This window comes from Bacillus cereus group sp. N8, from assembly GCF_016483685.1.
Lineage (GTDB): Bacteria > Bacillota > Bacilli > Bacillales > Bacillaceae_G > Bacillus_A > Bacillus_A proteolyticus.
In genome coordinates, this window is the sequence record NZ_JAEHBK010000075.1 from 1 (window position 1) to 7228 (window position 7228).

Here is a 7228-nt window from a genome sequence, read left to right on the forward strand (position 1 = left end):
CATTATGTAAATGAGCTGTCCATATGGGCGGCTCATTGTATTTTTTGCTTAGCATGGTTTTTTCCAAAATGCTGGCGGTACCCCATCGCTATCAAGCTAAGAAATACATTATTCCCCAAAACAAAAAATATATATTTTTAGAACGTACTACAACTTCTGTTTGGTTACTAAAGTATCTAAAAAAACAAGGTCAACGCCAGCCCTGAAACTAGGTTTAACCGATAAACAATTTACTTTAACCGATATTAATAAACTGGACAATCATCCTCTTTTAAAAAGGATGAGTTTTTTAGAGGTTCCTGTGGAATTTTATGTTAAACTTACTATGAAGATTACGAAAATTCATTCTTCAATAAACGGGCAAGATTATTGAACAAGTTTTATGAACTTTAGTGGTAGCATCATTAGTGAAATGCTTTATAACAACTAATTAAGGAGGGATAGAATATGAGAAATAACTTTCAAATCGTTGCGTTACAAGAGAAGGAGTTTAATAACCTATTTCTAATGAATGAAGAAGCATTAAAAAGTATCGGGGCAGTCAAAATAATAGCAAATAAAAATCCTGGATATCCTTGCAGGATAAGTTTGAAGGATGCAGAGGTAGGAGAAGAGGTAATCTTACTGAATTACCAATATCATAGTGTTAATTCGCCTTATAAAGCAAGTGGTCCTATATTTATACGAAAGGGAGCAACTACCGCTAAGCTAGATGTAAATGAAATTCCGCTTATGTTACATCATAGGTACCTATCTATACGCGGCTACAATGCTGAATCAATGATTGTAGAAGCGAGGGTTACAGAAGGTGTAAATTTAAGAGAAAATATAGATGAAATTTTTGATAATAAAGAAGTAGAATATATTCACATTCTTAACGCTAAACCAGGATGCTATAACTGCCTTGTTAATAGAGTGTGAAAAAATTGAAAATGCAAACTTCTATTATCCTATAAGGGGTACCACCAATCGCTATCAGGCTACTTCAACAAAACCTCCCCTAAAATGAAAAAATACGCTATTCTTTTTGTAGAATCATAGGAAAGGATGGCGTTTTTGTATGTCTATTTCTGTATCTGATGAATTACAACTATTTGCTCAAGAGATTCAAAGTTTTTTATCTCCAAATACCTTACGGGATCTTGCTAGAGATGTTGGTTTTGTAGGTTCTGGTGCATATTCACTTATTTTTGATAACAAAAGTAGGGATATATAGAAATATCTACTTGTAGAAATAGGGAAATTTCTATATTTAAGATTATTAGAAAGTTTATACCTCCCCAGAAGTCCCTACTTCAAACAGTTCGTAAAGCTGTTAAATGGCGAGAGTACAATATGAGATTTTCTTAACATAAATAGATAACCCTTTAGATAATTAAATCTAAAGGGGAAAATTTAATAAATTGTATAACTGTACTTCATGATTCTAGGATGTATCTAAGAAGATGAATAAGAGTTTTCTTTTTCGAGAGTAGATATAGGAAGATTTATATTAACTGTTGTTCCTTTACCTACTTCACTTTCAATAAGTATCTTTCCTTGGTGCTTCTCAATAATTTTATAACAGATCATTAATCCTAAACCGATACCATTTTCTTTGAGACTATAAAATGGTTCTCCTAGGTAAGGTATACGTTCCTGTTCAATTCCACACCCATAATCAGTAAATCGAATGTTTACCTGGTTTTGATCAGGCACATATTCGATTTGAATCAAGATTTTCCCTCCCATTGGTGTTGCTTCAATCGCATTTTTTAAGATATTTATAAAAGCTTGCTTCAATTGATTCTCTTCACAAAGTATGAATGAAGTATCAGATGTAAAATCAGTTGTAATTTGTATGCAATTCATAATTGCTTGAGGCTCAAGTAACATTACAATTTGCTTCATTAATACATTAAGGTCATTAGTTTTAATTTCTAATGCCTCAGGTTTTGCTAATGTCATAAATTCATTAGTAATACTATCTATACGTTCAACCTCTGCTAACACTATATCTATATAATGCTCAGTGTTCTTATTTTCAATTGATTTTAATAACTGCATGAACCCTTTCATTGCTGTTAAAGGATTTTTAATTTCATGAGCAATTGCAGTGGATAATTGACCTACTACAGCAAGTTTTTCCGATTTTCGTAATAATTCTTCTGTTTTTAACCGTTCTGTGATATCTCGAGAGATACTCAAGAAAACATTTTTGCCATTCAAGTTAAAAACACGGACACCAAATTCAGTTGTTATAGTTCTCCCTGTCGGAAAAACAAATTCATCTTGCAAAGTGAAAGAAGTTTTCCCTTCTCTAATTTTTTCTATCACTCTTTTGATTATCGGAGAATCTGGCGGAACGTTACTAGGAAATGGAATCGAAAGAAGCTCTTCTCTACTATATCCAAATCTTTTACACGCAACAGGATTTACTTCAATAAATCGAGCCGGAAGTTGATCCTCATTTAGCTCTACTACATATACTGCGTCAGTTGCTTGTTCGATGAGCGCACGGTATTTCATTTCACTGTCTCTTAATTGTTGATGTAATTGACGGCGTTCTCTTTCTGCTTGTTTCCTTTCAGAAATGTCTCTACAAATTCCTGATAAAGCAATTATATTGCCCCTTAAATCTAGAATTGGTGAAACCGTCACGTTTACATCAATTAGAGTTTTATCTTTTCGTTGTCTAACTGTTTCTAACCTAGTAATAACAGGATCTTGTATATTGGTATTACTAATATTTTTGATTAACTCTAAAGTTTCATTCATTAAAAAATCAGGTACGCAAGGTAATTTTTTTCCTACTGATTCTTTTTCTGACCAACCAAATATCTTCTCATAAGCTTTATTCGCTTGCAGCATATGTCCATCTAAATCAAATATAGTGATAGCATCTACGTTATGATTAATAAACGATTCCAGTCGTTCTTTCGTTACCTTTAGTTCATTTTCCGCATTTATTCTTTTCGTTATATCAACAGTAGAACCAACCACCTCAACGACTGTTCCCTCTCTTTTAACTGGCCTAAGAGAGAAAAGTATCATAGTCTCATCATTTGGCCATGGTAGTTCGAAAGTTACTTCTTCACCATCCCATGCCTGTTGATAATACTTTAGTAATCGAGGAACTAAATGGGATGGAATAATGGAAGAATCTATAGTAGGTAAAAGCTTCCCTACAACTTGTTCAGAGTGAAATCCTTGTTGATAAAATAATTGTCCATCACACAGAGTATGAATAAAATTCCCATTTACTTTTTTAAATTTAACAATACCTCCTTGTAGTTCATGTACGGTATCCCTTAATTCCCGCTTTGATTCTAGTAAAGTTTCATTCGCTTTAGCTAGGTCTTGTGTTAAGTAATATAAATTTTGATAGGATTCCATAAGAAAAACACCAATTAAGAGTCCGCAAGATATAAATAATGTACCTTGGATGTCAAGAAGTATAAGTGAGATAGAAGGAAAAAAGAATCCAAATACCCAATGAATTATGGCTAGATAAACAGCTAGATAAAGAAAAACGCTTTTAAAGGGATGGGTATTTTTGAGATATGTTTTGAATATAGTATATATAGTAGCAATGCCTAAAGCAGCTATCAAAGCTGGTCCCCAATCACCACCAAGGTAGAAAATACGCATAAATAAAATAAACATTAACGTAATCCAACCAGCTGTACGACCAAAATAAATAAACGAAATAATAAGAGGAACGGCTCGCAAGTCATAAAACAATCCCATGTGCTTAAAATTAAAAATCATCAAAATAGCAGCTATGATACCTGCATATGTCCCCAAAAATAAATGGATAAATCTATTATCCATTTTCCTTAAAAATACTTGAATAAAAATAGCTGAACTAGCTAGGAAAGAAAAAATAGATAGATTAATGAAGAATCCTGTGAACAGCATGCCATATTCCCTCCTTTTTACACGTATTCGACAAAAAGTATAAAAATCCTACAAATTGCATCATAATTAGTCCTATTATTCTAAATCATAAGGCTATTTTCGGAGGAGAGATATGAGTAGTGATAAAAATTTAGCCCCTTTTTACCAGGGTTATCAATTGGATGTGTTGGACAACAATATTTATATAGTTTTCAGCACAAAAAGTTTCCATTCCAGAGAAAATCACATTCCAGATTTATTTGTAATCAATTTCTAATGAACCGTTAATATATTTGGTATCGAATGAGATTATGTTTGTTATTCGGGATTTTAAGTAGCTTAAATGAAATTTCGAAAAATAGGGTTTGAGAATCATTTTTTTTAAGGTTGTTGCATACATTTTATTAAGTATTGGAATTATTAAAGGTTATTTTGGCAGGGTTAGCGAGGATTGTGAAGAAAAATAGTGTAATTGTAAAAATATATGAAAACAAAAAGCATGTAAGGATGAGTTGTAATCGTACTATTGGAAAGGAAGTGGGGAAATCATGATACATCGATATGAAATTGATTTTTCTGTGATGTATGATGGCAAGGTAACAGACTTACAATCAGCAATTATTCCAGCACAGTCTTTAGAAGAAGCAAACAAGAAATTACAATCGGAAGTAAAGCGGAGGTTAGGGAAATGTGTTGTCAAAATTGATCATACAAGTTTACTTGTTTCAGAGGATAGTCGATACACAATTGGATGAAATGAGGAGATGAGTCTTGCGATCAGCAAGGCTTTTCTATTGCTAGAGTTTGATGCAAAGCGAATAATTACAGAATTAGTATATCTATCCCGACAGGATTGATCAGAAAAAGGTCATGTTTTAAAGAAATCCGAATAGAAAATGAGTAAATCTTTCTTACAGAAATGTCACATTCCTGTAAGATTATTAGATAGTTTAAGTACTTTTTCCATGTCATAATAAAGACATAAGAAACGACATTTAAAAATTATAAGTTATAGGGGAGTGCCAATCATGATTGTAACAACAACGCAGGGAATTCAAGGGAAAGAAATTAGTGAATATATTGATATTGTAAATGGTGAAGCTATTATGGGTGCAAATATTGTCCGCGATTTATTCGCTTCAGTTCGTGATGTTGTCGGTGGTCGTGCTGGTGCTTATGAAAGTAAATTAAAAGAAGCACGTGATATTGCAATGGACGAAATGAAAGAACTTGCAAGACAAAAAGGTGCTAATGCAATCGTTGGTGTTGACGTAGACTACGAAGTTGTTCGTGATGGTATGTTAATGGTTGCTGTAAGTGGTACGGCTGTACGTATATAATAAGATAGAAAACAGGCTCTCCCCGTAAAGTGTGTATGCTTTACAGGGATTTTTTTGTTGGGAAAATTTAGGGTATATCCACGAGGCCGCTTGTACACATGTAATCCCAAAATAATATGCCATAATTTCATTCAAGCCAGTATTTAAACATTTTGAAAAAGCGGTAAATAAATGTACACCGAGGTTCCTACTCCAACTTTACTTGTTATACAAATGCTTCCCTGATGACTTTCAATAATTTTGTAACTAATCATTAAACCGAGACCTGTTCCTTTTTCTTTCGTACTATAAAAAGGTTCAGCAAGTTTTGCAATTCTTTCTTCTGGAATACCAATCCCCTCATCTGAAATACAAATTTCCACCGCATTGTTACTTACTTTCTTAGTGGTAATGGTTATGTCTCCCCCATGTGGCATTGCTTCAATTGAATTTTGTAAAACATTGATAAACACTTGTTTTAATTGTTTTTTACAACAATCAATATATACAACGTCAGGATCCGTTTGGAATGTGACATGAATATTTGTCATAATTGCCTTTGTGTTAATTAATGATACAACGTTTTTTAAAATTACATCGATGCTCTCTTGTTCAAAAGAACATACCTCAGGCTTAGCAATCGATAAAAATTCATGAATAATAGATTCAATGTGCTCAATTTCAGAAAGTATGAGTTGAAAATATTTTGATTCATGTTTCATTTGTATCTCTAATAATTGTATAAATCCTTTAATAACAGTGAGTGGGTTTCGCACTTCATGTGCAACCCCTGCAGCGAGTTGACCGACAGTAGCTAATTTGTCTGATTTATTTAATAGTTCTGCTGTCTTTTTCCGCTCTGTAATATCGCGAACCATAACCATCACTTTATCTGTTAATAGTGGTAAACATCGTGCTTCAAAAAAGTAAATACTATTATGCATGAGCAAGGAGTAATCTACAATTTCTATGGAATTATTCTGCTGTACCCTTGCAATTGCTTCTTGTAGCTGCAGGGCAACCTCTAAAGGTAACACATCCTGAAATTTTTTATACATAAATTGTTCGGCAGGTACATAAAATCTTGATGGACAGCCGGCTTTATAATCAACGATTACTCCGTCAAGTCTTGTTAAAAAACATAAGTCTGGGAGTGCTTTAAAAATTAATTCTAACTCTGAAGATTTTTCTATAAGTTTCTCTTCTACCTTTTTCCGATGCGTAATATCAATACCAACTGCCCAGTGACTGTATCCAGGAACAGGGAATTCTTCTGAAAGGTTTGACCACAGGATTGTTTTTTCATCACCGTTTTTACAAGTAAGTGTCATTTCCCAATCACGAAAGTTTTTACCGAGTTCAGAAAATCCATGAAGTAACTGGTTCCGATACGTTTCATCTGGATAAAGTAGCTCTAACGCGCAAGGATTGTTAATAATTTCATCGGCACTATAACCTGTTACAAGTTCACACTCCCGGTTCCATATGACAATATTTCCTTCTTCATCACAAGCATCAACCATAACGGGCATGTTGTGTAAAATCGTATATAATTTTTCAGCAGGGATAGATTGATCTTTCTGCAATTGCTGTAATGTATTCATTCCTTTATTCGTTATAATCGTTGCAAGGGATTTAAAGTATATAGTGCAAGATTCAATACTATCTTTAGGCGACAAAATTACAAAATCACCAATCGTATTTTCATTGAATATAATAGGGACATGAATTTTTGTATGTAAATGTATATCAGAGGATGGTGTGCCGTAATGAAATATGATTTCTCCGTTGCAATCAAGCAGCTGATGTGAAATCTGTGTTAAAAGATAAAAGTGTTCTGCCATAGTTTGTATTTCTTTTACGTCAATAATCTCGGTCAGTTTGTACATATTCTCTCACCCCTATTTATGTAAACATGGATATGTATTTTTTTTTTTTTTTTTTTTTTTTTTTTTTTATTTTTTTTTTTTTTATTTTTTTTTTTAAAAAAAAAACAAACCCACAGAAATAAGGGAATATTGTTTTGGGGT

Annotated in this window: 6 protein-coding genes; 4 read left to right on the forward strand and 2 right to left on the reverse strand. The window is 32.9% G+C overall.

What is annotated here, in order from left to right; translation table 11 throughout:
- Window positions 1-447 precede the first annotated feature (447 nt).
- Window positions 448-921, forward strand: a complete 474-nt coding sequence (locus JDS80_RS29990; RefSeq protein ID WP_071744082.1) for a DUF1203 domain-containing protein — start codon at window positions 448-450, stop codon at window positions 919-921.
- Between the two features lie 139 nt (window positions 922-1060).
- Window positions 1061-1216, forward strand: a complete 156-nt coding sequence (locus JDS80_RS29995) for a hypothetical protein (RefSeq protein ID WP_165616020.1) — start codon at window positions 1061-1063, stop codon at window positions 1214-1216.
- 221 nt (window positions 1217-1437) lie between these two features.
- On the opposite strand, the gene JDS80_RS30000 is transcribed toward JDS80_RS29995, so the two are convergent.
- Window positions 1438-3900 (reverse strand): PAS domain S-box protein, encoded by a 2463-nt coding sequence (locus JDS80_RS30000; protein WP_199640736.1) that lies wholly within the window; start codon window positions 3898-3900, stop codon window positions 1438-1440.
- A 527-nt stretch (window positions 3901-4427) separates the two neighbouring features.
- Here JDS80_RS30000 and JDS80_RS30005 point away from each other — a divergent pair.
- Both JDS80_RS30005 and JDS80_RS30010 read left to right on the forward strand, forming a co-directional pair.
- The gene (locus JDS80_RS30005) at window positions 4428-4634 is read left to right on the forward strand and encodes a hypothetical protein (RefSeq protein WP_199640737.1); all 207 of its coding nucleotides are present in this window, start codon (window positions 4428-4430) and stop codon (window positions 4632-4634) included.
- A 273-nt stretch (window positions 4635-4907) separates the two neighbouring features.
- Window positions 4908-5219 (forward strand): heavy metal-binding domain-containing protein, encoded by a 312-nt coding sequence (locus JDS80_RS30010; RefSeq protein ID WP_000637500.1) that lies wholly within the window; start codon window positions 4908-4910, stop codon window positions 5217-5219.
- A gap of 143 nt (window positions 5220-5362) precedes the next feature.
- Here the strand turns inward: JDS80_RS30010 and JDS80_RS30015 are convergent, their stop codons facing one another.
- Window positions 5363-7087: a PAS domain-containing sensor histidine kinase gene (locus JDS80_RS30015; RefSeq protein ID WP_199640738.1), complete on the reverse strand. Its 1725-nt coding sequence runs from the start codon at window positions 7085-7087 to the stop codon at window positions 5363-5365.
- Between the last annotated feature and the right edge of the window lie 141 nt (window positions 7088-7228).